We start from the raw sequence: 26,123 nt of genomic DNA, 5'->3' as shown, positions 1-26,123 counted from the left end.
GGGGCGGCCTGTCGAACGGCGTATCACGATGAGTTATTGAACGGTGTCGCTATCGTCGTCACTGCTCCGGTTGCTAGCCACGCTGATGGTGCCCGTCTCGCCACTCTCCAGTGCTGCCAATACCGGTTCTGCCTGGCGCTGGAAGGCGATCAGGGTATCGCCACTCAGGCTGGTGTTTTCAGGCAGCTCGACGGTCATGGCGTTGACCGGCGAATTGTTGACGATGACCTCATAATGCAGGTGAGGGCCGGTACTGCGGCCCGTATTGCCGGAAAGGGCAATGCGCTCACCCATGTCGACACGCTGGCCCTGGCTCACCATCGGCTGCGAAAGGTGCAGGTAGCGCGTGCGGTAGCCGTTATCATGGCGAATCACGATATAGCGTCCTGCCGCGTGGTGATTGCCCACGCGCTCCACACGTCCATTGGCCGGCGCGATGATCGGCGTGCCGATCGGCATGGCAAAGTCGGTGCCGTTATGCGGGCTGACCCGCCCTGTCACCGGGTGAAGGCGGCGCGGGTTGAAATTAGAGCTCAGGCGGTAGTTGCCTTCGAACGGGCGACGGGCAAAGGCCGGGTCCAAGCTGTTGCCTTCCGGGGTGTAGAAGTTGTCGTCAGAAGGGTTGCGCACCACGGTCAGATCCATGCGCTCGCCGTCGTATTTGACCGCCAGAACCCGTGAGTCCAGCGTTTCACCATCGATCATGTCAGACTCGACCAACACCTGAAACTGATCCCCCCGGCGGCTGTCGCGACGGAAATCGAGTTTCTTCTCCAACAGGCGGGTCAGCTCGGTGACCGAGCTGCTGCTCAGGCCGGTAGCCTGGGCAGAGCGTGCAAAGCTGCCGCTCACGCTGCCTGCGTAAAGCCGCTGTACCGGCTCGCCCTGGCGTTCGATGGTGGTGATGGCAAAGTGTTCGCTGTCTCGTTCCAGCAAAATGCCATCGCGGGTGTTGCGCATCATGCGCAGCGACAGCAGTCGGCCTTCTTCATCCAACTGGTAATCGAAGCTGTTGCCGGCGCGCCAGTTGGTCAGCAGGCGCTGGTCGGGCATGTCTTCCAGCAGCGCCAGTACTTCGCTGTAGCCTAGCCCCAGCTCGTTCTGAGCAACCACGGCAAAGGTTTCACCAGACTCGACGATGTGCGTCTGCCATTCGGGCACGAAGGGCTCTTCAGCGGCCAGCTCGCGCTCGAGAAAGGAAATATCGTCGAACAGCTCGATATCGTAATCTTCGTAGGAAGTAGCATCAGCAATGTCGACGGTCGGGTCGGTATTGAGCATGCCGCTTGCAAGCGTGCCCACGATCACGGCCATGTGCAGCGCGCCGTCATCGAGCGCAACGGCCAGGGGAGGCACGCTGGCCATGGAGGCTTCGGCACTGGTGATCACGTCGAGGTCGACGATCTCGGCTGCTGCCAATTCGCTGAGGGGAATATGGTCACGGGTGGCGTCGAGGGCGCGGGAGGCGCGATCGATCGCTTCTGCAACAGGCGTTCGCTCTTGCCGCAGCGAGGGGACACCGGGAGCAGAGTCGCTGGGGAGAGGAACAAGTACGCTCTCCAGCGGTGTGTGAGGTTGATTCAGGTCGTTATACGTCGTCACCAGCTTTTGTGCGCCCAGCACAGTGACCATGGTGGCCACTGGTAATAGTAACAATTTATGCGTGCGGGGCAGCGAATGGAGGATTCGCAACATGGGTAAATGGACCGCCGAATTTGTGAAGTAAACGTAACAAGAAAGTGAGCAAACTCGGGAACCATACCCCAAGGAGGCAGGGGTGAATAGACTGTATATCCGTACACAAAACATACTTCCGTCGAAATATGCAAATATTCGACAATGAGAACCGCTCTCGAACGCCGTTCGCTAACAAAAGTAACGGCGTAAACTGCCTTCGATGACCGCCGCATGGCGCGATCATCTTCTTAACCATAGACGCAAATGAATGGTTATTAAAGATGTGCGTAAGTTGTGTCTAATTAAAACGGCATTTTTAGCACTTACCGACCAAAATGAGCGCTTGAAACGGACGTTTTTCACGGGCCAGAAAAGCGTATCGCCCAAAACGCCCCCCCGACCTCGCAAACGTGGCTTTTTGCGGGTAATTGCTAACATTTAAAATGTGTTTTTTTGTTTCTGTGTGTATGTTTTTTGAAACATGGCGATGTTCCTGTGAGCCCGCGTATTAGCCCTTGGTGCAAAATTTGCTGTCAGGCCACGTACTCTCGACGTTTTACTGGCATCCTATGTGTTGTTTTTTCGAAGGTGAAGCGGTTTGTTTCGCTGTTTAGCGTCGAGGAAATCGAAATGTCTCGGGTAACACTTGCACAGTGGCAGATGCTCGCCGCCGTGGTCGACCACGGTGGCTTTGCAAGGGCGGCAGAGGCGATCCATAAAAGCCCCTCTACGCTCAACCATGCGGTACACAAATTGGAAGAGCAGCTGGGTATCCAGGTGCTGGAGCCCGTGGGGCGGCAAGTGCGGCTGACGGAAGCCGGCGAACTGTTGCTGCGCCGTGCGCGACAATTGATCGAGAGTGCGGCGTCGCTGGAGGACGTGGCCTCGCGTTTGGCCGCAGGCCTGGAAGCGGAAATCGTCGTCGCCATCGATCAGATCTTTCCCGCAGCGGCCCAGGCCAGGGCGCTGGAGCGCTTTTCGGAAACGTATCCTCAAGTGCGCGTACAGCTGCATGAGAGCGTGCTCAATGGCGGCACCGAAATGCTCTATGACGGACGTGCCGACCTGGTGGTCACCGCCATCGAAGCCCAGGGGTTTCTCGGCGAGCCGCTGGTCAATGTGCGCTTTGTGGCGGTCGCTCATCCGCGCCACCCGCTGCATCAGTTGGGGCGCGCGCTGGATCTGCGTGACCTGGCCCAGCATCGCCAGCTGGTAGTGCGTGACTCGGCGCTGCGCCAGTCCACCAATGCCGGCTGGCTAAAGGCTGAGCAGCGCTGGACGGTCAGCCATGTGGGCACGTCATTGGACATGCTCAAGCGAGGGCTGGGCTTCGCCTGGATACCCGAAACGCGTATCCTCGAAGAGCTGACCAGTGGTGCGCTGAAGCCGCTGCCGCTGAGTGCAGGAGCCGTGCGGGAAGTGCCGGTGCAGCTTATCTTCCGTGATCGTGACCGCGCAGGGCCTGCGGCTCATGCCATGGCCGCTGCGTTGAGGCAGTCCGTCAAGGAGACGTGCAGCCAACATTCGATTCCCTCGAATGAAAGGCGGTAAAACATCCGCTTGAGCCCTCACTCGTCGAGCGTATGCTGTAAACATGCCATTTCATACGTTCGTAACGGGAGAAACGCCATGGGGTTATTGGTCAACGGCGAGTGGGTCGATCAGTGGTACGACACCAAAAAGCACGGCGGGGAATTCGTCCGTGAATCGGCACAGCTGCGTCACTGGGTAGGAAATCCTGCCGACAGTGGCAGCGTGCTGGAGGGCGAGGCCCAGCGCTATCCTGCCGAGGCGGATCGTTACCACCTTTATATCTCCCTGGCATGCCCTTGGGCACACCGCGTATTGATCATGCGTCAACTGAAAGGCCTGGAGCCCCTGATCGGCGTCTCCCATGTCAGCCCGCTCATGCTGGACAAGGGCTGGACCTATCACCAGGACGAGGGCTCCAGCGGCGACCCGATCAATCACGTCGAGTTTCATCACCAGCTCTATACCATGACCGACGCGCAGTACACGGGGCGAGTGACCGTGCCGGTGCTGTGGGACAAGCAGCGCAGCGCCATCGTCAATAATGAGTCGGCTGAACTCCTGCGCATCTTCAACCATGCCTTTGACGAGCTGACCGGCAATACGCTGGATTTCTATCCCTCCGACCTGCGTGCTGTCATCGATGAGGTCAACGCCGATGTGTACGACCACATCAACAACGGGGTTTACAAGTCAGGCTTTGCCACTGAGCAGAAGGTGTACGAGAAGCATGTCACTGCGCTGTTCGACGCGCTGGACCGCATGGAAAAGCGCCTGGGAGAGCAGCGTTACCTGGCGGGAGAATGGCTGACCGAGGCCGATATTCGCCTGTTTACCACGCTGGTGCGTTTCGACGCGGTCTACTACGGCCACTTCAAGTGCAATTTCAAACGCATCGAGGATTATCCGAACCTGTCCAACTACGTGCGTGAGCTCTATCAGTGGCCGGGCATTGCCGAGACCGTCAACCTGGACCACATCAAGCGCCACTACTATTACAGTCACGACACCATCAACCCGACTCGTATCGTCCCCGCCGGGCCAGCGTTGGACTTTCAGCGCCCGCATGACCGTGAGCGCCTGCCTGGGCAGGGAGTACGCCGTCGCTGAATCCGTGCGACCACTCACGAAAATGGCCACCCGATGGGGTGGCCATTGCGTACGTATCGCTAAACGGCAAACGTATCAGTTGGAGTTAACGGCGTCACGGGCGGACTGCCAGGCGCTTTGCGCGCCATCGCGCGTGGTTTCCCATGCATCGCGTGCGCCTGCCTTGGTTTGTTCCCACCAGTCGTGGTTGTAAGTAGGAAAGGCTTCCACTTCTTCGGACGTGGCTTGGAGCATGATCCGGTGCTCGGTATCGCCATCCGCTTCGGTGTGGGTTTCCAGCGTGAAGTGGTCGGTATCGACGACGATTTCACGTCCGCCCAGGCCCAGTACGGCACCACTTTCGACGACGAGTGCAGTGATGCGCATTTCCTCATCGAAAAGAATGTTTTCCACCTCACCGATCTCTTCGCCGGAACCACCCGCGAAGTAGACGTCAGCATCCAGAATGTCTTCGGCTGAATACATGCCCTGTGGCTCGGTCTGTGCGTGGGCGCCCATTGCCATGCTGCCCAGAAGTACCGTGCCGATAGCCGTTGTCAGTAGTGATTTACGCATAGCTTCTCTCCATGTCGCTGTTGAATCAGCCAAATAGTCATCTATTGGAAAATGGATACGCATTGGCCTGCCTGTACAGCGCCAATGCCGAAACGATCAGAGGCCGTCGGCCCACTCGTCTGCACGGCGCTCGGCTTCTTCACGGGCTAGCCCGTATTTCTGCTGAAGCTTGCCCACGAGCTGGTCTTTCTTGCCGCCGATTTGCGTTAGCTCATCGTCGGTCAATTCGCCCCAGCTGGAACGCGCCTTGCCTTTTACTTCGGTCCATTTGCCTTCGATCTGATCCCAGTTCATATGCATCACTCCTTGAAGTTCGTGAACAACGTGAGGCACCTCTCAGATTAGACCAATAGTGAACAAGTGCAAGCTTCCGGATGATATTGGTTAAATTAAAAAAGCTGGTCAGCTCACCAGTGGGGTGGTAGGATGCGCGCTCCTCGCATGTGTTGACCCCTCCATCACGACGGCAAGCGTTGATTCGGTGGCCTTGTGGCACTGAGCAGAACGTTTGCAGGAACATCCCCTCGACTGGATGTTCATTGCTGTGAAGATGGCGCGCCTCCAGCATTTCACCAGACGGGTGAAATCGGCGCAGTAAGGTCGCCACAGCGGTTGGCCCGCAGCGTGCGGTACTGCCAGCCGAATGCCAGGTGCGACCGGCGTCTCCGACTCCACTGATGACGATATCCGCTATGCGGAGCCTTGTTCTTTTGCTGCGCACCGTGACGTGCGGCATATGACAGAGTCAGAGACGCTTACGATGTTTTTTGCCGGTGATACCGGCCTACCAAGGTGTGATTAATGACCTCGATTTCTGTCACCTCGCCGAGCTTCGGTGATCTGGCTCTTTTGCCTGCCGTTCTGTCTGCTGTAGAAGCGCAGGGCTACGAAACTCCTTCGCCCATCCAGGCGCAGACCATTCCAGCATTGCTGGAAGGCCGCGATATGCTGGGTCAGGCACAAACGGGTACCGGTAAAACGGCTGCCTTTGCACTGCCGCTGCTGTCGCGTCTCGACATGCAGCGTCGCGAGCCCCAGGTACTGGTGCTGGCGCCGACCCGCGAACTGGCTCAACAGGTCGCCGTCTCTTTTAGCCGTTATGGCCAAAACCTTCAGGGGTTGGAAGTGGCTACCCTCTGCGGTGGTCAAGAGTACCGTGAGCAGTTAGGCGCGCTGAAGCGTGGTGCCCAAGTGGTAGTGGGCACGCCGGGCCGCGTGATTGACCACCTGGATCGTGGCAGCCTGAAGTTAGATGGCCTATCTGCGCTGGTGCTGGACGAAGCCGACGAAATGCTGCGCATGGGCTTTATCGATGACGTAAAACGCGTGGTTGCCGATACCCCGAAAGATGCTCAGCGTGTGTTTTTCTCGGCGACCCTGCCGACGGAAATCGAGCGCATCGTCAACCGTTATTTGGTCAACCCGGTGAAGGTGGCGATCGAGTCGCGCACCACCACAGGTGAAAACATCGAGCAGCGCCTCGTGCGTGTCGACGGTGGTGCCAAGCTGGAAGCGCTGTCGCGTATTCTCGAAGTCGAGCCGGTCGACGCGGCGATCGTTTTCGTGCGCACCCGTGCTGCCTGTACCACGCTGGTCGAGCAGTTGACTGCTCGTGGCGTCAACGCCGCTGGCCTATCGGGTGATCTAGATCAGAGCCTGCGTGAGCGCACGATTACCCGCTTGAAGCGTGGCAAAGTGGACGTGCTGATTGCGACTGACGTTGCTGCCCGTGGTCTTGACGTTCCGCGTATTACGCACGTCATCAACTACGACCTGCCGCAAGATGCTGAAGCCTACACCCACCGTATCGGTCGTACTGGCCGTGCGGGCCGCAGCGGTATCGCGATCACCTTCGCGGGCTTCCGTGAAGGCCGCAAGGTAGGCTGGATGGAGCAGGCAACGGGTCAGAAAATGACCGAAATGCCGCTGCCTGACGAAGCCGCTATCCGTGCGCACCGTGATGAAGTATTCCACCATCGCGTCGTGGCAGCCCTGACCAAGGGTGCCGAAGAGCAGCGTGCGCTGGTCGAGCGTCTGGTGGAAGAAGGTCACGACGCCGTCGAGCTGGCCTGTGCCTTTGCTGCCATGGCACGCGCCGACGAAGCGCCGATTGGTCGTCTTCAGGCACCGCGCAAAGAGCGTGCCCCGCGCGATGGCGCACCGGGCAAGCCGGGTGGTGCCCGCCGCGATCGCTCCAGCGCGCCCAGCGAAGGCATGACCCGCTACCGTGTTTCCGTTGGCCATAAAGATGGTGTGAAGCCGGGTCAACTGGTCGGCGCGCTGGCGAACGAAGGTGGCATTGAAGGCGCGCGTATCGGTCGTATCGATATTCGCAACGCTTTCTCGGTGGTCGAGCTGCCCAGCGGCCTGCCGTCTACCATTCTGGCCAAGATGGCACGTGCCCGTGTGGCCGGTCGCCCGCTGGAAATCAGCGAAGACCGTGCGCCCGAGCGTGCACCGCGCCGTCGTCGTGACGATGGCGATGCGCCGGTTCGCCGTCGCGAACGTGCGTAAACGCCTGCCGGGCGACTGATGTCGCCCTGGCTACCATCCCCCCATGCCCTTGGCATGGGGGGATTTTTTTTTGGCTATCCTGAAAGTCGTCCTGGTGGCTCAGCGTCTGCTGGGCGCCAACCTCGAACCACCCGCAAGGAGGCCGCATGGGCGCCGCATTACACGATTGGAACCTGACTCCCCAGCAGGCCATCGCACTCCAGTCCCAGCTTGCCAAGCAATTGGAAGCCGACGACCGTATCGACCCTGTGACGCACATCGCGGGGGTCGATATCGGTTTCGAAGAAGAAGGAAGCATTACCCGGGCGGCGGTGGTCGTGCTGGCGTGGTCGCCGGAGCAGGCGCCGCAGCTGACGCCGCCACTGACTGTGGTTGAGCAGGTGATTCACCGGGAACCCACGCGCATGCCCTACATCCCGGGCCTGCTGTCGTTTCGGGAAATTCCGGCGGCGCTGGGAGCCTTTGCCAAATTGAAAACACGCCCGCAGCTGGTCATGGTGGATGGGCAGGGCATCGCTCACCCTCGGCGGCTGGGCGTGGCAGCGCATTTGGGGCTGTGGCTGGACCTGCCGACCATCGGGATTGCCAAGTCGCGCCTCACTGGGTGCCATGCCGACGTGGGGGAGGCCCGAGGCGATTGGGTGCCGCTCATGGCCGGGCAGGAAGTGATCGGTGCCGTGCTGCGCTCCCGTGCTCAGGTCAAGCCAGTGTTCGTGTCGCCGGGGCATCGGCTGTCGCTGGCGACCTCACTGGACTGGGTCATGCGCTGCTTGGGCAAGACCAAGCTGCCAGAGCCAACCCGCCTGGCCGACCGACTGGCATCGCGGCGCGATCAAAAGCGCACGACAGCATCGCAAACGCGCACTACAGCATCGCAATGAACCGGGTCAGCAGGCGCGTGGCGTCGGGGGTCTCCGCGACGCCTTGCAGCAGTTGATCCGGGTCTTCACCCTGGTCGCGCAAGGCCGCTCGCTGGCGTTCGATATAAGCGCGCATCACCGGCGGTGAAAACTCGGGATGGAACTGAACGCTCCACTGGCGTGGCCCATAGCGCAGCGCCTGGTGGGCATCGTGGCAATTGTGCGCCAGGATGCTGGTGTCGGGGGGAAGCTGCATGACCGCCTGGGCATGGGTCAAGTGAGCCACGAAACACTCCGGGAGTTGCCCGAACAGCGGGTCCTGGCGACCTGCCTGGGTCAGGCGCACGCTGCGCGTGCCGGATTCACGCCCCGCCGGGTGGTAATCACTCACACCGCCAAAAGCCGCGGCCATCAGCTGGTGGCCGTAGCATACGCCCAGCAGCGGCAGGTCGTCCGCAAGCGCCTGCTGTAACCAGGGCTTCAGCGCCTCGCTCCAGGGGAGCTGCTCACTGACCATGCTGTGGGAGCCGGTAATGATGGCTGCCACGATATCTTTCGGCGGCTGGCTGGTGAGGCGTGCATCCCATACGTCGAGGGTCAGGTGGTCGGGCAGGGCGTCCTGCACCTGGTCGATGAACAGCTGTTCGAAATCCCCGTGCTGATCCATCACTTCGGGGAAGGCATCGCCGGTTTTGATAATGACTACAGAGGCCATGGTGTTCTCGCTAGCGTGTCGCGATGGATGAGGGATAGCCGAATCAGGGAGTTCCACGGTAAGCTGGTCCACTGATCGTCATTCCCCTTTTACCATACATTAGGAGCTTGATATGCAACAGATTACTCGTGCAGGGCAGCCGATAGATGTAGCAGGTACTCTACCTGTCGTTGGGCAAACTGCCCCAGCGATGACGCTGACCAACAGCGACCTGGAAGATGTCACGCTGGACACCTACCAAGGCAAACGTAAAGTGTTGAACATTATACCCAGTGTGGACACGCCCACCTGTGCGATGTCTACCCGGCGGTTTAATGAGCTGGCCTCCAGCCTGCAAGATACCGTTGTACTGGTAGTCTCGGCTGACCTGCCGTTCGCCGCCAAGCGCTTCTGCGGAGCCGAAGGGCTGGATAACGTTGAGATGCTCTCCACCTTCCGCCATCGGGAATTCCAGGAAGCCTGGGGCGTGGCGCTGTGTAACAACAGCATGGAAGGGCTGTGTGCCCGCGCGGTCGTTGTACTGGATGCGGACAACCGCGTGCTGCACAGCGAGCTGGTCAGCGAGTTGAAGAACGAGCCTGATTACGACGCGGCATTGGCTGCACTGAAAGGCTAGCGGGGCGCCGTGGCCGCCTTCACCAGCGCACGTATCAAGCGCTGCTGGGGGCGGTTGAAGATTAGCCATTCGGGATGCCACTGCACGCCAATCAGAAAGTCGTGGGCTTCGGACTCAATCCCCTGCACTAGCCCATCTCTGTCTCTCGCGACGATTTTAATGCCTTTTCCCGCCTGGTTAACGGCCTGGTGATGCAGGCTGTTCACCCGACACCAAGTGACGCCCAGCAGTTGATACAGTTGGCTGCCGCCGACGATATCGACCGTTTTACGGGGCAGCACGGTACGACGCCGCTTCAAGCCTTCATGGGTGGTATAGATATCGGGATCCAGCGTGCCGCCCAGATGCACGTTGATCAGCTGCGCACCTCGGCAGATGCCCAGTACTGGCGTATGGCGAGGTATGAAGCGCTTCAGCAGGTCGAGTTCCAGCTCGTCACGAGCCGGGTCCAAGCGCACGTCCAGCTGCACTTCGCCGCCGTACAGGTGGGCTTGAATGTCGTCCCCGCCGCCAATGATCAGGCCGTCCAGATGCTCTGGCAAGGGGCGGGAAGGGGAAAGCCGCAGCGGCCTGCCGCCGTGACGCCAGACGGCAAACCAGTCGAAGCACCAGGCAAGCTGGCTTTTGTAATCCGAGGTCGTGATGCCGATCAGGGGTCTAGACATGGCCAAACAGTCTGCGCTTGAGGCGCTGCCACCAGGGCTGGCGCTGTTCGGCCATGTACTCCTGGCAGCGGGCGTGAAGGTTGTCCTGATCGTGGGCCAGCTTCTCTACCTCCACCCAGCGGTTCCACTCCATCACGCTGCCCCAGCCCGGCTGCGACAGCTGCGCATTGGGCAACCGATAATGGAAGGTGGGCCGTGGCTTGGTCAACTGGCCGTGCAGTAGCGGATGAGGGTGTTCCGGGCGCAGGTGGGCAAACAGCGGCAGCAGGTCCAGCTCGCGGTTACGGGTAGGGTTATCGGCCAGGTAGTCGTCGATGAAGGTGTCGAGGTCTGGCTGGTAACGCAGATCCAGCACCTTGCGGGCGTACTCCTTGGGAAACGGGTTGGCGTGCGGCAGCATCTCTCGGGTGATATCCACCTTGATTTCCTGGCGTAGCCAACTGGCCAGCAGCAAATAGGCGCGTAGCATGGCGAGCAGGTAATCGACCTCGCCGCGCTCGATCTCAGGGTTCAGGTGCAGGCCGAAGCCGTACAGCAGGCTGGCATCGGTGCCTTTGGCGCCTTTTTCCCGCAAGGTGTCGAACAGAGTGTCCAGCGCTTCGAGCTCTTCCCAGGGGATGGGAGGGCAGACGATTTCGGTGGGCACCAGGCCGGTCACCATGTCACCGATCAGTTCACGGGTCTTTTGGTGAAATTCCAGCCGTCGCTGATGCTGTTGGCGAGCCCACTCGCTGTCACTGTCCTGCTGTGCGTCCAACAACGTCTGGTCTGGATGGGCGTATTGAGTATCCAGTTCGATCTCGAACGCTCCCCAGCGTGTGTCGGCCACCTGTAGCCGATGGGGGCTGACCACGTTAAGCTCACCACCAAACAGTGCCTGCACCACCTCGGCCGTCTCGCGAGGGGGGAGCCCGGCAAACTCGATTTCGACGCCTACGCGTCGGGTCTGGCCGTCCGGGTTCAAGCGTTGGGGAGGAGCCTGCAGCGTCATCTCGATGTCCTGGAGGTGAACGTTTGTACGTTTAGCCTATCATAATCACACGCTTAGGCTGAGCAAGAGAAGAGAAGAGACACGATTCAACAGTCACTTTCCACGGGAGTCACGCGTGCGACAGCACTGGATAACCAGCATCGTTCTAGGGGCGCTACTCAGCCTGATGATCAGCGTCACCGCAAACGCCCAGAGCGTCTCGCTTCCCACGCTGGGGGGCAGTAGTGACAGCGAAGAGCAGCCGGACGTCACCAGCGAAAATTTCCAGCGCTCCCTGAGCGACGTCATTGGCATGCTCGAAAGCGAGGATCAGCGCCGTGCGCTGCTGGACTCGCTGCGCGAGCTGCAGCTGAGTACCGAGGCCGTGGAAGACGAAGGCGTGGTGCGCCAGGGGTTGCTGGGCGCCCTGGCCGATACGCTTTCCGACATCGGTGAGCATGCCCAAGCCGGAGATTCGCCCATCGACGAGTGGTCACGGCAGCTGGTCCAGGGCGTCGAGGATCTGCGCGCCCTGAATGCCGGGGCTGACCAGGGCGACGCCATCCGGGCCGTGGCGGAAGGGGCCTTGCTGGCCGTGATCTGGAGCGGCCTGCTGGTCACGATGATTGCCTTTGGGCGGGTGGTGGCCACCCGCCGCGATTGGCCGCTGGACCTGCCTCGGGACCCCAAGGCCTGGCTGCTGGCGGTTCACTTCTTGCGGCGCATGCTTCCCTGGATACTGGCCTTCGTCATTACCTTGGGCGTTGGCCAACTGCTGCCCTACAGTCCTGGCCGTGCCCTGGTGCTGGTGGTGGCCTATATCTGCCTGTGTGGCCGAGCGTTGTCGGTGGTGTTCGAAACGGTGGTGGCGTTCTTTAGTCGCGGGCACCGTTTTACCGCCGTGCAAGTATTACAGCACAAGGCGTTGCGGGGACTGTTCGTCATCGGCGCGCTGATTGCCTTGGGAGATGCCGTCAACTCTACCCGCCTGATGGAGCTGCTGGGGACCGAGCTGTCGGGGCTGGTGTCGGTGCTGGCCAACATGCTGGCGGCGCTGCTGTCGGCGCGTTTCATCTTCAAATTCCAGCGCCCCATTCGTCATCTCATCTGTAACCGGCCTTACAAGCAGCGCCGCGATGCCAGTACGGCCGTGGAAATGATCCGTGCGCTGGGTGGGCTATGGCACATTCCTGCCCTGCTGATGGTGGGCGGCTCGCTGCTGGCCATTTTCATTACCGTCGGGGATGTGGGCACGGCGCTGGCTCGCTCGATCATTTCCGCCAGTCTGCTGGTGCTGACCCTGGTGATTACCGGGCTGCTGCGTCGCCAGGAAGAGCGCTTGGGCAAGCGGCGCCATCGCCGCCGCTTTAGCCAATATCGCAAGCGACTCGAGCGGTTCGGCTTCGTACTGGCGCACCTGAGCGCCTGGATGATTTTTGCCGAGCTTTCCATGCAGGTATGGGGAGGCTCGCTGTTTGGGCTTGGCCAGCAGGCCGTGGCCAGTGCGCGTATTGGCCAGGCGTTGGTCAGCCTGGGGGCCACCGTGCTGTTGGCATGGCTGGTGTGGATTTTTGCCGATACCGCCATTCAACGGGCGCTGACTTCCTCCGCGCGTTCACGGGGGCGGCGCGTCAACCAGGCTCGCGCACAAACCATCACGCCGATGATCCGTAACGTGATTTTCGTCACCATCCTGATCATTGCGGTGATTGCTGGCTTGGCCAACCTTGGGGTCAACGTCACGCCGCTGCTGGCCGGTGCCGGTGTGATCGGCCTGGCGGTGGGGTTTGGCGCGCAAACCTTGGTGCAGGATTTGATCACCGGCATCTTCATCCTCATCGAGGACTCCTTGGCGGTGGATGACTTCGTCACCATCAATACGCACATGGGTACCGTCGAAGGGCTGACGTTGCGGACGGTCAGGCTGCGTGACCTGGACGGCGTGCTGCACATCATCACCTTCAGTCGTATCGAATCGATCCACAACATGTCGCGCCAGTTCGGTATTGCCTTGATGCGGATTCGCATTCCTTATGACATGAAAATCGATGACGCCATCACGCTGATGCAGGAAACGGCTCAGGAATTGCGCAAGGACCCGATGATGCGTCACTACATCTGGTCGCCGCTGGAGATGCAGGGGGTACAGGCCTTCGAAGATGGCTGCCCGATATTACGGATGCGCTTCCGCACCGCTCCTGAAATGCAGTGGGACGTGTCACGCGCCTTCAATCTGCTGCTGAAGCAGCGCATGGAAGCCCAGGAAATCGACTTGGGTGTACCGCGGCTCAGCGTGCGCATGGAGGCTCGCTCCGAGGCCCGTGGTGACGAGCCCCATGGTACCGACATGACGCTGCAGCACCGCCAGCAGGGCGACCTGGATGCGCCGCAGCATACCCCTGAGCCCCCTAAACCAGCGCCCAGGCCCACCGAGGCCGAAATCCGCCGTGACGAGCGGCAGCGCCCTGAAGGCTCAACGACTGCGCCGCCGCTATCTCGATCCCAGCCCAAGCCCCAGACTTAGGGCAATGCCAATGGCCAGCCCCAGGCCTGTGCCCAGCGCAAATAGCGTGACCAGCAGCCAGGGGCCACGCAGCCCTCGCCAACGGTTATATAGCGAGACGGCGTGGCTGACTCGGTCGACCAGTTCGTCATGGCGTGAAATGGCGTGGTCAGGGGGCAGCGAGAAATCATTGGCCACGTCACCTTGCCAGTGTGCTCCGTGGGTCAATCCAAGGCGCGCGCGCAGGCGGCCGATGTCGCTCAAGGTGCCGTGCAGCGCATCGTAGGTTTCACGGTGCGGGGTCACCGTCAGCACCGAGGTGGCGTCCTGGCGCAGGGCGCTGTTGGGGCAGCGCGCCACGGCGGTGTCGATCTGCTGCTCATTGGCATTGGGGGGCAGGCTCAGGCGTTGATAAAGGTCGCGCATAATCCGGCGTCGGTCTCGTCACAATGGACACAGTGGAAGGTCGTGGTTTCAGCATGGCGGGCAGCATACGTCGCTGCCCCGTGACGCTTAGTAAGTTTGCATCAGATAATCATACGCGTTTTTGATGCGCTGAAAACGTGCCGAGGCCAGCGCCACCTGATGTTCGCTTTCCGAATAGAACCGGTCGGGGTGATGCAGTTGCGCCATGCGCCGGTAGGCCTTGCGCACTTCTGTCTTGCTGGCGCCTGGCATCAGCCCCAGCACGGCCAGCGCTCGGGTGGTGCGGTCGGGCGGTGGCGGAGGATTGGTCGCGCGCTGGTAACGCTCGCGGCGTGCCTGTTCTGCCCGGGCCTGCTCCTGCTGTCGGCGGGCGTGCTCACGACGCGCCTGTTCGGCGCGAGCCTGCTCCTGGCGCTGCTGCTCTGCACGTGCGTGCTCCTGGGCTTGCTCGGCACGCTGCTTGGCCTGACGCGCCTCCTCCTTGCGCTGCTGTTTTTGCTGTTGGCGCTGGGCGCGCGCGTGCTGCTTGTCGGCCTTGGCACGCTGCTGCTGTTCTGCCTGCGCCTGGGCGGCCTGTTCTCGCTCGGCGGCTTGGGCCTCCTGCTCGGCCTTGTGGGTGTAATACGCCGGGTCGTGCACCTGCCAGTAGGCATCGCGGCTGGGGTCTTCCGGGGCTCGCAGCGGCTTGCCGGTCAGTTCCTGAAACAGGGTGTTCAAGGTGGCGGGCACCACGTTCAGCAGGTCGGCCAGAAAGCGCAGGATATAGTGATTGGCCAGCGACAGCTCGCCATCGTCGGTGGCCACCGTGATGGCTTGATGCATCACGCTGAGGCTGCGCTCCCTGGAGCACTCCTTGCGCACGACTTCGGCGGCCAGTTGAATGGCGTGAAGGTCCTGGCTATGGGCAATGCTCATGACCGGGCCCAGCTCGTGCCCATGGCGAAACTGCGCGCTGACCTGGGCCAGCCGGCGTCGGCGTTGCCCCTCGGAAACGTGCTGGCGATGCACGAGCACCCAGCCAAGCAGCAATAGCGTGGCCGTATCCACTTGGCTACGGCTTTTTAGCAGCAGCAGCTCAAAGGGTGAAAAACGGGCGATGGGCATCCCTGGGCTCCAAGGCGAAGAAGTAAAGCGCTGATCCATGCCATGCGCTTCATGGCGCGGTCTTCACGGCACAGTCCTCATGGTACAGTCCTCATGGCGCAGTCTTGATGGTATGGCTCTGTGGTATCAAGGTGCGCTGGCAGACGACGCTCTGCCAGCCGTACTCGCGAGCTCACCATGGTATATCATCGAGTCTGGCATGAAAGCAGGAGATAAGTGAGGGTGATCAACGTTGAACGTAAAAATAGCTTCCAACTGCGCCTGTCTCGACGGCTGAAGGAAGAGACCTCACATACGCTGGATGTGTACTTGTTCGTGCCTCAGGAGCTGGGGCTGAGTACGCACATCATCTCCGAAGAAGCATTTTATCACGCTGCCATCAACGTCTCGCGCACTTACTACAGCGACGAGTACCATCTGCCGCTGGTGCATAGCCGCCTGGCCAGCCGTAACCAGCTGGGCAGCGACTCCTACCGCTTGAGCCTCAGTCTCTACGCCTACCAGTACGTAGTGGCCCTGGAGCGAACCACCCAGGGCATGCTCTCCACGGCCCGTAAACTGCGTCGCCTGCAGGGTGAGGAGAAGAGCAGCACCCACGACAAGGCGAGCGAGCTTTACGATCAGCTGGTCGAGATGAGCGACCTGAGTGACGGCATTCTCAAGCGCTTGCGGCGTAACCCGCCCACCGATGAACGGCTCTATAAATACTTTGCCAACATCGACAACTATCTTTCCTGGTTCACCGAGCAGCAGCTGTTGGCGCTGGTGGCCCACATGCCCAAGGGTGGGGAGTTCAGCGAGGTCAAACGACGCCTGGTGACCATCTGCCACCGCGAAGGCGAGTACCGTGAGCAGCAGGAGTACAACGCCGAGCGCGTACGCGATGACCCCACCCGCATGTCCAACAAGATGCGCCTGCTGCGTCGGCTGATCGAGTACCCGATCACGCTGAAGCAGCGTGCGCTGGAGCTGGGTAGCGGCGAACAGAAAGCCGTCAAGGCCCTGGCCACCGCGGTGGTCATGGCCTTCGTGTCGCTGGGGGTACTGCACCTGCGCGACGTGATTGGCGACATCACCGCACTGTTCGTGCTGGCCATGGCGCTGCTCTACGCCATGCGCGAAGTGTTCAAGGACGACCTGCGCAATACCCTATGGCGATGGCTGAGAAGAGGCCGGCCCAAGTGGCGGCGACAATACATCGACCCTACCCGCAATGCGCTGGTCGGACGGCAGCTCGAATGGTTCGACTACAAGCGCTATACCGCCCTCGACCAGGACATACAGCAGATGCGACGGCGCACGGTGGCCCAGCGTGAAGAGGTGGTCATGCACTATCGCTCCAGCTCGCGCATGTCCCCCACACGCTTCTTGAGTGGTTATGAGCATACCCGCGAAACCCTGAGCATTGACCTCTCCATGCTGACCCGCCTGATGAGCAAGGATAAGCACCATATCTATCGCCTGAAAGAGGGGCAGGCGGTGCGGGAAAGCGTCGAGCGCCGCCACCTGTTCAACCTGGTGGTGCGCGAAACGGGCAGCGAAGATGCCCCTTACCTGGCGCGCTGGAAAGTCGTGGTCAGCCGCTCGGGCATCGTGGATGTCGAGCGCGTCGCCGAGAATCGCCCCGACGAAGCCCCGGTCTGAACAGCAATAGAACCTGACGCCAGCGCGTAGGTGGTGTTCGACTAAAATCCAATAAGTAAACGTTTACTCTTTTTAAGTAAACGTTTACTTTTTTCCTCAGCGCTCACACCCGTGAGCAAGTACCTCTCAACGCTGAGGAGAACCACATGACACTCCGAGTCACCGTGTGGGGCGAAAACGTCCACGAACAAACCAACGACGTAGTAGCGCGTATTTACCCTACCGGCATGCACCAGTGCATCGCCGATGGGTTGAATGAAGCGGAAGCGCTAACGGCCACGGCGGTCACGCTGCAAGACCCGGCGCAGGGGCTTGACGAAGAGACGCTGGAGAATACCGACGTGCTGCTGTGGTGGAGCCACGCCGCCCACGGCGACGTGCTGGAAGAGACCGTCGACCGCGTGCAAAAGCGCGTGCTGCAGGGAATGGGCTTGATCGTGCTGCACTCCGGCCACTACTCGAAAATCTTCAAACGCTTGATGGGCACTACCTGCTCACTGAAATGGCGGGAAGCCGGTGAGCGTGAGCGGCTCTGGGTAGTGAATCCTGGCCACCCCATCGTGCAAGGGCTCGGCGATTACATCGAACTGCCCCATACCGAAATGTACGGCGAACCCTTTGCGGTACCCAACCCGGACGAAGTGATTTTCATCAGTGCCTTTGAAGGCGGCGAAGTGTTCCGCTCCGGCCTGACCTACAAGCGTGGCAACGGCAAGATTTTCTACTTCCGCCCCGGCCACGAAACCTACCCGATCTACTACGACGAGCAGGTAAGGCGGGTGCTCAAGAACGCCGTGGTCTGGGCGCAGCCGGAAGGCTCCCGGTGGATCGATAGCTGCCCCAACGTCCCCGCCGACCAGGCGCCCAACCCGGTCGAGATCAAGGGCGAAAGCCTGCACAAACCCGGTGAGGAGGGCTTCAAATGATCCGTATCGCGATTATTGGCGCGGGCAGCATGGCGGGGGAGCACGCCAAGCACTATGGCCGACTCGAAGGCGTCGAAGTGGTTGCCGTATGCGACCGCGATTACCCCAAGGCGCAGGCCTTCGCCGAGCGCCATGGCATTGCCGATGTCTACCAGTCGCTGGACGACATGCTGGCCCGGGACGATATCCACGCGGTGAGCAATGTCACTCCGGATGGCGTGCACAAGGCCACGTCGCTGGCGGCCATCGCGGCGGGTAAACACATCCTGTGTGAAAAGCCCTTGGCCACCAATGCCGAGGATGCCCATGAGATGGCCGCCGCCGCCCAGGCCGCCAACGTCATCAACATGGTCAACTTGAGCTACCGGGACACCCCTGCCATTCAGCACGCCCGCGCGCTGATTACCGGCGGCGCGATTGGCACCGTGCGCCATGTGGACGCCAGCTACCGCCAAAGCTGGCTGGTTAGCAACGCCTGGGGCCGCTGGGACCAGGATAGCCAGTGGCTATGGCGGCTCTCTGAAGCCCACGGCAGCAAAGGCGTGCTGGGCGATGTGGGCGTGCATATCGTCGATTTCGCCAGCTTCCCGGTGGGCGATATCACTCGCGTCAACTGCGAACTCACCTGCTTCGACAAAGCCCCGGACAACCGCATTGGCGACTACGTGCTGGATGCCAACGACACGGCGCTGATGCGCGTGCGCTTTGCCAACGGCGCCATGGGAACGATTCAGGCGACCCGCTGGGCCACCGGCCACCACAACTCGCTGACGCTGAGCGTTCACGGCGACAAGGGTGCGATTCGTGTGGATCTGGATGTCTCTAAAGACGACGTACAGGTATGCCTGAACGATGACGTGCATCCTGCCCGCTGGAGCACCGTTAAAGCGCCGCCCACGCCCAGCATTTACCAACGCTTTATCGAGAGCATTCGCACGGGCGAGAACGACCAGCCCGACTTTGCCCGCGGTGCGGCCATTCAAACCGTGCTGGACGCCTGTTTCGTTTCCAGCCTGGAGGACCGCAGCCTGGCAATTGCCAGTTGATCAGCAGATTTCATCGAGCATCTCTGACCGCAAGACACCCAATAACAAGATGAGGATTCCACGATGCGCTCAACATTGAAAACACCGTTGCTGCTGATGACGTTACTGCCTGTGGCACTGCCTGCTCTGGCCGCCGAGATCACCGTGGCCTGTGGCGATGGCGGGGCGGCGGATTTCTGCCCGGCGCTTGCCCAGCGCTGGGCAGAAGCCAACGGCCATCAGGTCAATATCGTCACCACGCCAGCCTCACCTACGGAAAAGCTTTCGCTGTATCAACAGCTGCTGGGCAGCCAATCCCAAGATGTCGACGTGCTGATGGTGGATATCGTCTGGCCGGGCCTGCTGGCAGAGCACTTGGTGGATTTGCACGATTACCTGCCGGAAGGCGCAGCAGCAGGATTTATTCCCTCGCTGATGGAGAACAACACCGTGCAGGAAAAACTGGTCGCGCTGCCCTGGTTTACCGATGCCGGGCTGCTCTACTACCGCCACGACCTGCTGGAGCAGTACGGTGAAGAGGTGCCGCAGACGTGGCAAGCGCTGACCGACACCGCCCGACGCATTCAAAACGCCGAACGGGAAGCGGGCAACGAGCGCATGCATGGTTTCGTCTTTCAAGGGCGCGCTTACGAAGGGCTGACCACTAACGCGCTGGAGTGGGTGGCCAGCTACGGCGGTGGTACGTTCGTGGATGCCGAGGGGCAGGTGACGGTTAACAACCCCCAGGCGGTGGAAGCCCTGGCGCTAGCGGCCTCTTGGGTGGGGGATATCAGTCCAGAAGGTGTGCGTAACTACATGGAGGAGCAGGCTCGCGGCGTTTTCCAGGCGGGCAACGCGGTGTTTATGCGCAACTGGCCCTACGTGTGGTCACTGGGGCAAGCGGACGGCACGCCGATCCAGAACAAGTTTAGCGTAGCGCCGCTGCCCAGCGGGCCAGAAGGGCAGTCGGTGGCAACGCTGGGCGGTTGGAACTGGGCGGTGTCCCGTTACTCGGATGAGCCGCAGGCGGCCGCTGATCTGGTGGCTTATCTCACCGCCGAAGCCCAGCAAAAAGCCCACGCCATTGAGTTTGGCCGTAACCCCACGCGCCCAGCGCTCTATGAGGACGAAGACGTGCTGGCCGCGCAGCCGTTTATCGGCGAGCTATATGAGACGGTGATGAACGGCGTGCCGCGCCCGGCCAGCATTACCGGCGATGCCTATCCGCGGGTCTCCAACGCGATCTTCAACCGCGTGCACGATGCGCTGTCCGGCAGTATCACGCCGGAGCAGGCGGTGCAGCAGTTGGATAGCGAGCTGGCGCGACTGGGGCGGCGTGGCTGGTAGCGCTGATTGCTCGGCAGCCTGTGTATTCAGCGCTTTTCGGCCCCGCTTTTTGTACAATCAGGGCCCGACTGGCTGAGGCATGGCATGAAACAGAACAAACCGAGCGCGCAAACCGCCACCATTCGTGAAATTGCCCGGCGTGCCGAGGTCTCGATTGCCTCGGTAAGCCGGGCGCTGAACGGCAAGCCGGGGATCAGCGACGCGCTGCGCGACAAGATTCTCACCATCAGCCGCGAAGTGGCCTATCAGCCCAGCGCAGCGGCCCGGCAGCTCATCAGCGGCAAAGCCGCCGTCGTAGGAATCTCCCTTGGGCGGCAAGATATCGAGCTGCGCCCTTACTATATTCTGCTCTACCAGCACCTGACCGTCGCGCTGCACCAGCAGGGCATGGTGCCGATCTTTTTCCACCACGACCAAACCCATGAGCTGCCAGAACGGGCGGGCGCGGCGATTTTGCTAGGGGAAACGGGTGAAGACGAGCGCCCAGGCGTACTGCGCGCGGCGGGCATACCGTTTGTACGCATTGGGCGTGCGGGGGAAGGCTTTTCGGTGGCTCCGGACGATGTCTCCGGGCTATACCAGATCACTCAGCATCTGATTCAACAAGGGCGAACGCGGATTGCCTTTGTGGGCGGAGAGTTGGACGTACCGCGCCCCCACAGCCGCCTTTCCGGTTACCAGCAAGCGATGGCAGAAGCAGCGCTTAGCGAGCAGCTACTCAGCCTGCCCTATCGGTTTACGTCCGACTCGCTCACTAGCTACCGCTACCTTAACCGTATTCTCAACCATGACGACCCACTATCGTTCGATGCGCTGGTCTGCGCTACCGACGAGCTGGCGCTCGGCTGTGTCGCCGCGCTGGAAGATCGCGATATTCGTGTGCCCGAAGACGTGGCCGTTACCGGCTTTGACGACCTGCCTACCTTAGCTACAGGCTTAACCACCGTGCGCCAGGATATTGCGGCCATTGCGGCGATGAGTGTCGAGCTATTGAGCGAAGCACTGGCGGGAAAAGCGCCCCGGCACGTGTCGCTGCCGGTGGCGCTGGTGCTGCGAGAAACGAGCTAAGAAGACCCCGATTTACTATTACGCTTGTCCATACTGCGTTGAAATTAACCTCAAAATGCTCATTTACTATCTGTAAACTCCGCTTTTTCGGTTAATTTCGCCTTGTCTGGCCTGCGCTCATAACGTAAATCATGGCCTTCTAACGCCCCGGCAGCTGCTCCGGCCCAAAGGCATCGGGCAGCAGGCTGTCCATGGTGTAGGTTTTCAACACCTCACCCTGCTTGGAGAGCACCATGATCTGCGTGCTGGGGGTGGCGAACTCGCGAATGCGCTGGCGGCAGTCGCCGCAGGGCGTGCAGAGATGCTCGCCGGGGCCCATGACGTATACCTTGGCTAGCTTGCGCTGACCAGCGGTGACCATCGCGGAAATGGCCGAGGCTTCGGCGCATAGCCCTTTGTAGTGGGCCACTTCCACGTTACTACCGGCGAACTGCTGGCCGTCTGGGCACTCCATCACCGCCGCAACCGGGTGGTTGGAGTAGGGCGCGTAGGCGTTGCCCAGGGTGGTCAGCAGCGTGTCGACCAAGGCCGGATCCGCTCGATTCATGCTGTTATCCTCTCAGTGGGCGCTTGATTCCAAGCGATTAAGCGTTGGCAGCGTCGTCGCGTAAAACGGTGTCGAGCGCAATCACCATCATGTCGTTGAAGGTGGTTTGACGGTCGGCGCTGGAGAGCGAGTCGCCTTTCAGAATGTGGTCAGACACGGTGCAGATGGTCAGTGCGCGGGCACCGAACTCAGCTGCCACGCCGTACAGGCCTGCGGCTTCCATCTCGACGCCGAGGATGCCGTAGCGCTTCATCAGCTCGGCCATGTCGGTTTGCGGGTTGTAGAACAGGTCCGCCGAGAAGATGTTGCCGACTTTCACGGCGACGTTCTGCGCTTTGGCGGCCGCCACGGCGTGGCTGGCCAGCTCGAAGTCGGCAATGGCGGCCAGGTCGTGGTCATTGAAGCGCATGCGGTTCACTTTGGAGTCGGTGCTGGCACCCAGCCCGATCACCACGTCGCGCACGTTGACATCGTCACGTACCGCGCCGCAGGAGCCCACGCGGATGATCGACTTCACGCCGTAATCGGTAATCAGCTCTTTGGCATAGATCGACACGGAAGGAATACCCATGCCGTGGCCCATGACGGAAATCTCGCGGCCTTTGTAGGTGCCGGTGTAGCCGAACATATTGCGCACGTCATTCACCTGGCGCACGTTCTCCAGGTAAGTATCCGCGATGTACTTGGCGCGCAGCGGGTCGCCGGGCATCAGGACGGTATCGGCGAAATCGCCCATTTCGGCGTTGATATGCGGGGTAGCCATGAAACTCTCCTCTCTGAACAGGGAGCCTGAACCCCGCCCTGCGGGGTTCAGGCCGTGCACGTTGACGTGCCAGTGATGCGTTATCGGCGCTTAGGCCGCGTCAGGTAAAAAGCTCTCGCCATCGGCCATGGCGTCTACGGCGAAGAACGCCGCAAGGGTTTGGCCAATGTCGGCGAAGGTGCCGCGCTCGCCCAGCGGGCCGGGGGCGAAACCTGCGCCGCGTACCATGATCGGCACGTATTCGCGGGTGTGCTCGGTGCCTTCCCAGCTGGGGTCGCAGCCGTGGTCGGCGGTGAGTAGCAGCAGGTCGTCGTCGTTGAGGGCGGCGAGCAGCTCCGGCAGGCGGGAGTCAAAGTGCTCAAGGGCCGCAGCGTAGCCCGGCACATCCCGGCGGTGGCCATAGACCGAATCGAAATCCACGAAGTTGGTCATGATCATGGTCGGGCGGTCGCTGGTCTCTTTAGCGGTGCGTGCTACTTCGGCCAGGGTGGCTTCCATTAGCGCGTCGTGGCCGCTGGCTTTGACCTTGTGGGTAATGCCGCAGTGGGCGTAGATGTCGGCGATCTTGCCAATCGACACCACTTCGCCACCGGCGTCGGCAAGCTTTTGCAGCACGGTGGGGCTGGGCGGCTCAACGCTGTAGTCGCGGCGATTGCCGGTGCGGGCAAAGCTTTCACGGTCCTCGCCGATAAACGGGCGGGCGATTACACGGCCAATGTTGTAGGGCTCCAGCAGCTCGCGCACGGTTTCGCACAGGGCATAGAGACGCTCTAGGCCAAAGTGCTCTTCGTGGGCGGCAATCTGGAACACGGAGTCCGCAGAGGTATACACAATCGGTTTGCCGGTGGCGATATGCTCTTCGCCCAGGCGGGCAATAATCTCGGTGCCTGAGGCGTGGCAGTTGCCGATCACGCCCGTTAAATCCGCCTCTTGAACGATGGCATCCAGCAGCTCCAGGGGGAAACTGTTGGTTTTGTCGAGAAAGTAGCCCCAGTCAAAGCGCACCGGCACACCGGCAATTTCCCAGTGGCCGGAAGGGGTGTCTTTCCCGCTGGAGATCTCTTTGGCGTGGGCGTAAGCGCCGTTCAACTGCTCGGGCAGGCTGACGCCTTCCGCGACGTTGCCGGTGGCATCCCGGTGGGCGTGGAACAGGCCGAGCGCGGCCATGTTAGGCAGCTTCAACGGGCCGGAGCGCTCGGCGGTATCCGCTTCGCCACGGGCGCAAGCAGCGGCGATGTGGCCCAGGGTGTCGGCACCTTGGTCGCCAAAGGTAGCGGCGTCCGGCGCGCTACCGATTCCAAAAGAGTCCAGAACTAAGACAACGGCACGACGCATTAGGCTTCTCCTCGGAAGGTCTCTTGCAGCAGGGTGTCGGCGGTGGCTTCAGCGTCACCGATGGTGACCGCCGCACGTAGCTGGGCGGCGGCGCGGGCGGCGGCCTCTTCGGTGCGGGCGTGGACGACAGCCAGCGGGCGCTGGCTATCCACACGGTCGCCGATTTCGACGATATCGCTAAAGCCGACGCTGTGATCGATGCTGGCGTCGTTACGCAGGCGACCGCCGCCCAGTTCCACCACGCTCATGCCCACGGCGCGGGTATCGAAGCGCTGGACGATGCCGCTCTGCTCGGGATACACCGCTTGAGTCACCGGGGCGGTGGCCAGGTAGCTGTCCGAGCGCTCCATAAAGTCGGCAGGGCCGCCCAGCTCGCACACCATGCGGGCGAAGATTTCTGCGGCCGCGCCGGAGGTGAGCGCTTTGTCCAGCTTGGTAAGGGCTTCTTCGCGGTTAGCCACCAGTTTGCCCGCCATCAGCATCTCAACGGCCAGTTCGCGGGTGACCTGCATCACGCGGCTGTTGGCGCGCTCGCCGCGCAGCAGCGCCAGGGTTTCGACGATTTCTACCGCGTTACCGGCACATGGAGCCAGTGGCTGGCTCATATCGGTGAGCAGGGCGGTGGTGGGTGTGCCTGCCTGGGTGGCCACGTTGGCGATACTTTTCGCCAGCTCGCGGGATTTTTCCGGGGTGGGCATAAACGCGCCGCTGCCGACTTTGACGTCCATCACCAGGGCATCCAGGCCAGAGGCCAGCTTCTTGCCCAAAATAGACGCGGTGATCAGCGGAATAGATTCCACGGTGGCGGTCACGTCGCGCACGCCGTAGATGCGCTTATCCGCCGGGGCGAGGTTGCCGGTTTGGCCGATAATCGCCACACCGGTGGATTTTACGACATCGCTGAAGCGCTCGGGCGCGGGGTAGGGGTCGTAGCCGGGGATTGATTCCAGCTTATCCAGCGTGCCGCCGGTGTGGCCCAGGCCACGGCCAGAAATCATCGGCACGAACGCGCCGCAGGCAGCGACCCAGGGGCCGAGCACCAGCGATACCAGGTCACCCACGCCGCCGGTGGAGTGCTTGTCCACAATGGGGCCGGGCAGGTTGAGGGAATCCCACTGCATGACGTGGCCAGAATCGCGCGTCGCGGTGGTCAATGCCACGACTTCTTCGCGGCTCATGCCATTCAGAAAGACCGACATGGTGAAGGCGCCGATCTGCGCATCGCTGATGCGGTCATCGGCGATGCCTTGCACGAACGCCTTGATCTCTTCAGCGGGCAGCGGCTGGCCGTCGCGCTTCAAGCGAATCAGTTCTTGGGGAAGCAGGGCGTGGTGAGATGCGTTTGACGACATTTAGTAGCCTCCATTGGTCGCGGCATCGGCATTGCCGTTGAGCGTGTTCAGTAGGTTCTTCAGTAGGCTGGACGCACCGAACCGGAAGTGCTCGGGCGTCACCCACTGCGGGCCCATGATGTCGGCAGCCAGCGCCAGATACTGGGCCGCTTCTTCGGCGGTGCGAACGCCTCCAGCGGCTTTAAAACCGACATTTTTACCGCTGGCCTTGATGGCTTTGAGCATGATCTCGGCGGCTTCCAGCGTGGCATTGACCGGCACTTTTCCGGTCGAGGTCTTGATGAAATCTGCGCCGCCTTCGATGGCCAGCTCACTGGCACGTTGAATCAGCGCAGGCTCTTTGAGTTCGCCGGATTCGATGATGACTTTCAGCAATGCCTGGCCACCACAGGCGGCCTTGCACATTTCCACCAGCTCGCGGCCAGTCTCTTCATCGCCTGCCATCAAGGCGCGGTAGGGAAACACCACGTCGACTTCGTGAGCACCAGACGCCACGGCTTCGCGGGTTTCACGGGCAGCGCCCATGATGTCGTCGCTTCCATGGGGGAAGTTGGTGACCGTGGCGATCTTGACCTGATCATCCAGCTTGTGGGCGCCCAGCGCGCGGGCTGCCGTGACGATGAACGAGGGGTAAACGCACACCGCTGCCGGGTGGCCGTAGGGGGTCTTGACCTGCTGACACAGCGCTTCGATCACGCTGTCGGTGTCGCTGTCGTTCAGGCTGGTGAGGTCCATTAACGTCAGGGCGTGACGGGCGGCCTGGATAAGCTGGGGGGGAGCGGTGGCAGTCATGAAGTTCTCATCAATCGGTAAAAGACAAAACGGGCACTGCGTACTAAAGCAGCGCCCGTTGCGTTATCGCGTACTCGCT

24 protein-coding genes are annotated in these 26,123 nt (G+C 61.2%); 11 read left to right on the top strand and 13 right to left on the bottom strand.

Features of this window, described 5'->3' with window-relative positions; genetic code table 11:
• Window positions 1-33: 33 nt before the first annotated feature.
• Window positions 34-1,695, bottom strand: a complete 1,662-nt coding sequence (locus tag IE061_RS02030) for a peptidoglycan DD-metalloendopeptidase family protein (protein WP_193460833.1) — start codon at window positions 1,693-1,695, stop codon at window positions 34-36.
• Window positions 1,696-2,307: 612 nt separating this feature from the next.
• Here IE061_RS02030 and IE061_RS02025 point away from each other — a divergent pair.
• On the top strand, window positions 2,308-3,228 hold the full coding sequence (locus tag IE061_RS02025) for a LysR family transcriptional regulator (RefSeq protein ID WP_193460832.1): 921 nt from the start codon (window positions 2,308-2,310) through the stop codon (window positions 3,226-3,228).
• Window positions 3,229-3,306: 78 nt separating this feature from the next.
• Window positions 3,307-4,317 carry a glutathione S-transferase family protein gene (locus IE061_RS02020; protein WP_193460831.1) on the top strand — a complete coding sequence of 337 codons (1,011 nt, stop codon included), beginning with the start codon at window positions 3,307-3,309 and terminating at the stop codon, window positions 4,315-4,317.
• A 75-nt stretch (window positions 4,318-4,392) separates the two neighbouring features.
• Here IE061_RS02020 and IE061_RS02015 read toward each other — a convergent pair whose 3' ends face one another.
• Window positions 4,393-4,872, bottom strand: coding sequence for a PRC-barrel domain-containing protein (locus IE061_RS02015; RefSeq protein ID WP_193460830.1), 480 nt, complete (start codon window positions 4,870-4,872; stop codon window positions 4,393-4,395).
• A gap of 96 nt (window positions 4,873-4,968) precedes the next feature.
• The gene (locus IE061_RS02010) at window positions 4,969-5,166 is read right to left on the bottom strand and encodes a CsbD family protein (protein ID WP_096922455.1); all 198 of its coding nucleotides are present in this window, start codon (window positions 5,164-5,166) and stop codon (window positions 4,969-4,971) included.
• Between the two features lie 507 nt (window positions 5,167-5,673).
• Between IE061_RS02010 and IE061_RS02005 the strand changes: the two genes are divergently transcribed.
• The gene (locus IE061_RS02005; RefSeq protein WP_193460829.1) at window positions 5,674-7,386 is read left to right on the top strand and encodes a DEAD/DEAH box helicase; all 1,713 of its coding nucleotides are present in this window, start codon (window positions 5,674-5,676) and stop codon (window positions 7,384-7,386) included.
• A gap of 146 nt (window positions 7,387-7,532) precedes the next feature.
• Complete coding sequence (gene nfi / locus IE061_RS02000; protein ID WP_193460828.1) at window positions 7,533-8,267, top strand: deoxyribonuclease V; 735 nt, start codon at window positions 7,533-7,535, stop codon at window positions 8,265-8,267.
• Here nfi and IE061_RS01995 read toward each other — a convergent pair.
• Window positions 8,251-8,961 (bottom strand): glutamine amidotransferase, encoded by a 711-nt coding sequence (locus IE061_RS01995; protein ID WP_193460827.1) that lies wholly within the window; start codon window positions 8,959-8,961, stop codon window positions 8,251-8,253. The two genes, nfi and IE061_RS01995, sit on opposite strands and share 17 nt — an antisense overlap.
• A gap of 112 nt (window positions 8,962-9,073) precedes the next feature.
• Here IE061_RS01995 and tpx point away from each other — a divergent pair, with 112 nt between their 5' ends.
• On the top strand, window positions 9,074-9,577 hold the full coding sequence (gene tpx, locus IE061_RS01990) for a thiol peroxidase (RefSeq protein ID WP_193460826.1): 504 nt from the start codon (window positions 9,074-9,076) through the stop codon (window positions 9,575-9,577).
• Here the strand turns inward: tpx and IE061_RS01985 are convergent.
• Together IE061_RS01985 and IE061_RS01980 are read right to left on the bottom strand one after the other, a co-directional pair.
• The gene (locus IE061_RS01985; RefSeq protein WP_193460825.1) at window positions 9,574-10,242 is read right to left on the bottom strand and encodes a gamma-glutamyl-gamma-aminobutyrate hydrolase family protein; all 669 of its coding nucleotides are present in this window, start codon (window positions 10,240-10,242) and stop codon (window positions 9,574-9,576) included. The genes tpx and IE061_RS01985 overlap by 4 nt on opposite strands.
• Window positions 10,235-11,233 (bottom strand): amidoligase family protein, encoded by a 999-nt coding sequence (locus tag IE061_RS01980; protein ID WP_193460824.1) that lies wholly within the window; start codon window positions 11,231-11,233, stop codon window positions 10,235-10,237. The genes IE061_RS01985 and IE061_RS01980 overlap by 8 nt, the downstream gene beginning before the upstream one ends.
• Window positions 11,234-11,348: 115 nt before the next feature.
• Between IE061_RS01980 and IE061_RS01975 the strand changes: the two genes are divergently transcribed.
• Window positions 11,349-13,736, top strand: coding sequence for a mechanosensitive ion channel family protein (locus IE061_RS01975; RefSeq protein ID WP_039176764.1), 2,388 nt, complete (start codon window positions 11,349-11,351; stop codon window positions 13,734-13,736).
• Here IE061_RS01975 and IE061_RS01970 read toward each other — a convergent pair.
• Window positions 13,704-14,141: a hypothetical protein gene (locus tag IE061_RS01970; protein ID WP_039176761.1), complete on the bottom strand. Its 438-nt coding sequence runs from the start codon at window positions 14,139-14,141 to the stop codon at window positions 13,704-13,706. The genes IE061_RS01975 and IE061_RS01970 overlap by 33 nt on opposite strands.
• Window positions 14,142-14,228: 87 nt before the next feature.
• Window positions 14,229-15,245: a J domain-containing protein gene (locus IE061_RS01965; RefSeq protein WP_144981888.1), complete on the bottom strand. Its 1,017-nt coding sequence runs from the start codon at window positions 15,243-15,245 to the stop codon at window positions 14,229-14,231.
• Window positions 15,246-15,467: 222 nt separating this feature from the next.
• Between IE061_RS01965 and IE061_RS01960 the strand changes: the two genes are divergently transcribed.
• The 5 genes from IE061_RS01960 to IE061_RS01940 all read left to right on the top strand — a co-directional run bounded on the left by IE061_RS01960 (window position 15,468) and on the right by IE061_RS01940 (window position 21,255).
• The gene (locus IE061_RS01960) at window positions 15,468-16,889 is read left to right on the top strand and encodes a hypothetical protein (protein ID WP_039176754.1); all 1,422 of its coding nucleotides are present in this window, start codon (window positions 15,468-15,470) and stop codon (window positions 16,887-16,889) included.
• A 146-nt stretch (window positions 16,890-17,035) separates the two neighbouring features.
• Window positions 17,036-17,815 carry a ThuA domain-containing protein gene (locus IE061_RS01955; RefSeq protein WP_193460823.1) on the top strand — a complete coding sequence of 260 codons (780 nt, stop codon included), beginning with the start codon at window positions 17,036-17,038 and terminating at the stop codon, window positions 17,813-17,815.
• Window positions 17,812-18,861 carry a Gfo/Idh/MocA family protein gene (locus IE061_RS01950; RefSeq protein WP_193460822.1) on the top strand — a complete coding sequence of 350 codons (1,050 nt, stop codon included), beginning with the start codon at window positions 17,812-17,814 and terminating at the stop codon, window positions 18,859-18,861. Before IE061_RS01955 ends, IE061_RS01950 begins: the two co-directional genes overlap by 4 nt.
• 63 nt (window positions 18,862-18,924) lie before the next feature.
• Complete coding sequence (locus IE061_RS01945; RefSeq protein ID WP_193460821.1) at window positions 18,925-20,187, top strand: ABC transporter substrate-binding protein; 1,263 nt, start codon at window positions 18,925-18,927, stop codon at window positions 20,185-20,187.
• A gap of 84 nt (window positions 20,188-20,271) precedes the next feature.
• Complete coding sequence (locus tag IE061_RS01940; RefSeq protein WP_193460820.1) at window positions 20,272-21,255, top strand: LacI family DNA-binding transcriptional regulator; 984 nt, start codon at window positions 20,272-20,274, stop codon at window positions 21,253-21,255.
• A gap of 139 nt (window positions 21,256-21,394) precedes the next feature.
• Here IE061_RS01940 and cdd read toward each other — a convergent pair whose 3' ends face one another.
• The 5 genes from cdd to deoC form a co-directional block, all read right to left on the bottom strand.
• Window positions 21,395-21,802, bottom strand: coding sequence for a cytidine deaminase (gene cdd, locus IE061_RS01935; protein ID WP_193460819.1), 408 nt, complete (start codon window positions 21,800-21,802; stop codon window positions 21,395-21,397).
• A 37-nt stretch (window positions 21,803-21,839) separates the two neighbouring features.
• On the bottom strand, window positions 21,840-22,565 hold the full coding sequence (gene deoD, locus IE061_RS01930) for a purine-nucleoside phosphorylase (RefSeq protein WP_193460818.1): 726 nt from the start codon (window positions 22,563-22,565) through the stop codon (window positions 21,840-21,842).
• A gap of 90 nt (window positions 22,566-22,655) precedes the next feature.
• Complete coding sequence (locus IE061_RS01925; RefSeq protein WP_193460817.1) at window positions 22,656-23,900, bottom strand: phosphopentomutase; 1,245 nt, start codon at window positions 23,898-23,900, stop codon at window positions 22,656-22,658.
• Complete coding sequence (gene deoA / locus IE061_RS01920; protein WP_193460816.1) at window positions 23,900-25,252, bottom strand: thymidine phosphorylase; 1,353 nt, start codon at window positions 25,250-25,252, stop codon at window positions 23,900-23,902. The genes IE061_RS01925 and deoA overlap by 1 nt, the downstream gene beginning before the upstream one ends.
• Window positions 25,253-26,044 (bottom strand): deoxyribose-phosphate aldolase, encoded by a 792-nt coding sequence (gene deoC, locus IE061_RS01915; protein WP_193460815.1) that lies wholly within the window; start codon window positions 26,042-26,044, stop codon window positions 25,253-25,255.
• Window positions 26,045-26,123 lie beyond the last annotated feature (79 nt).

Origin of the sequence: Vreelandella hamiltonii, from assembly GCF_014651795.1 — a bacterium.
Classification (GTDB): Bacteria; Pseudomonadota; Gammaproteobacteria; order Pseudomonadales; family Halomonadaceae; genus Vreelandella; species Vreelandella hamiltonii.
Note: the sequence above shows the minus strand (reverse complement) of the source record. Positions and strands in the feature narration are given on the sequence as shown.